Genomic DNA, 2,374 nt, shown 5'->3' on the forward strand with positions numbered 1-2,374 from the left:
AGCACCCCTTCAAAAACAAACACACCAGGCATATTGTAAGCAATACTGCTTTCAGTAAACTGACTCAGTATCCAAAGCCGGTATTGGGAAGAAGACAATGGATAATCAGCCTGCGGCTCCACTTGTGGAATTGCCGTGAAAACTGCACCTTGGCTCTGGTCAATTAACTGGCCCAGGTCTTCCAATACCGGGTGCTCAAAAATATCTTTCAATACAATCCTTATCTCAAACTCACGACGAAGCTCACTCAATAACCGCATCGCCTTCAAACTATGACCACCAAGGTCAAAAAAACTATCTTTTATACCAACTTTTTTCCTGCCCAGTAGCTTTTGCCAGATCTCTACAAGTGCAACTTCAGTCACAGTAACTGCTGCTACATAAGCTGCCCCCGTATCCAGGTCCAGTCCTTCGGGTGCTGGAAGTGCGTGCCTGTTTACTTTTCCATTCGTATTTAATGGTATCTGACTTAACTGTACAAAATATGCAGGTAACATATAATCTGGTAAGGTCTGACTTAAATGAGTCCTTATAGCCGATATATTCAGTTCTTCTTTACTCACTACATAAGCTACCAATTCTCTATCCGCTGTGCCACGAACGGTAACCACACTTCCTTCGATACCCGGATAACTTCTCAGTGACTCTTCAATTTCGCCAAGCTCAACACGGTAACCACGAATCTTGACCTGGTTATCTTTCCTACCTAAGTAAACTATATTTCCATTCTCAAGCCATCGGCCCAGATCCCCAGTTCGATACATCCTTTTACCTGTCTCAAACGGATTGACAACAAATTTTTCCGCTGTTAGCGCTGCATTATGAAGATACCCCCTTGCCAGACCAGCTCCTGCAATACAAATCTCACCAGTTATACCAACAGGATTTAGTTCGGAACCTTCACCCAAAATATAAATACGCGTATTGGCAATAGGTTTTCCAATCAGAACAGCACTATTTAACTCCAGTTCCTGAACGATACAACCTACTGTCGCTTCTGTCGGACCATATTCATTGTAAATGATTAAGGACGGGCTGATTTTCTTTAAAATCTCTACATGATGTATAGAAACCTCTTCTCCTCCAACAATCACACACGATATATTCGTTTCCCCGATGTCCAAATACTCCAGCATATTAATATGAGAAGGGGTGAGTTTGATACTATTTAAACCGCTGTCCAAACTAAAACTATGTGATAATATTGAGGAAATATCCCTGTTTTGCTCATAAATCAGGAGTTTCCCTCCTAATGTAAGGCAACAGAAGATACTGGTAACAGTCAAATCAAATGATAAAGAAGTATACAAACCAAAATCAGGCTGATCCTGTTTGCCTTTAAAATAATATGCGTTTGCCCAGTTAATATAATTGAATAAACTACCATGGGTAACTGCACAGCCTTTAGGTAAACCTGTAGATCCAGAGGTATAGATCACATAAGCCAGATCTTCAGCTCCGCTAACCGGTGCCGGATTCTCCATGCTGTAATCAGCCAGGCTACTGCGGAACCTGGCAAGTTCTGCCTCATCGATCACCACTTTACAGGCGCTGTCTGAAAGCATATAAGCAATCCGTTCCTGCGGATAAGCTGGGTCAACAGGCACATAAGCACCCCCGGATTTCAGGATACCCAGGATTGCCACAAGCATCCATTCGCTCCGCTCCAGGCAGATCCCCACCAGATCATCAGCCTGTACCTGGTAATTTATACGAAGGTAATGGCCAAGCTGGTTGGCCAGCCCGTTTAACTCCTGGTAACTTAATTGTTTCTCTTCAAACACCACTGCTGTACGGTCCCCATGTGCTGCTGCCTGAAACTCGAAAAGCTCTGTTATCGTCTTGTCTTTCGGATAACCTACTTCTTCTCCGGTAGCTAACAGCGCTGCCTTTTCTTCACCGGTCACATAACCCAGTAATGATACTAACTGCTCAGGTTCACGTAAGGCCGAACTGATCAGCTCCAGGTAATGGCCAAGCAGGCGGCTGATCCGGGACTCCTGGAAATAAAGACTGTTATAGCTCAGGAAAATTTCTATCGTTTCCCCCTCGACAACCAGCAGGTTAAAATCATATTTACCCAAACCATGGTTCAGTTCGATTTCTTTCCAGTCCTGGCCAGCCTGTTCATACTGGTAAAGCACATCAAACAAGGCCGTACGGCTCATGTCTTTTCCTGGGTTTACAGCCAGCACAACCTTTTCAAAAGGCACAACACCATAACGTTCCCCATCCTCCAGGGCCTTGTCAACACGGGAAAGCAGGTCTATAAAACGGACCTCATCATCAATCCCTATCCGAAGGGCAAGCAGGTTAGCCAGCGGACCGGCTATATCCTGCAGTGTCCCATCAGAACGAGAAGCACTTAAATAAC

At 44.5% G+C, this 2,374-nt stretch carries 1 protein-coding gene; it reads right to left on the reverse strand.

Annotation, left to right across the window (positions count from 1 at the left end; translation table 11 throughout):
• A partial coding sequence (locus ABIB30_RS27180; protein ID WP_354306159.1) for a non-ribosomal peptide synthetase occupies positions 1 to 2,374 on the reverse strand: 2,374 nt, incomplete at both ends.

The organism is Pedobacter sp. UYP1, assembly GCF_040547305.1.
GTDB lineage: Bacteria > Bacteroidota > Bacteroidia > Sphingobacteriales > Sphingobacteriaceae > Pedobacter.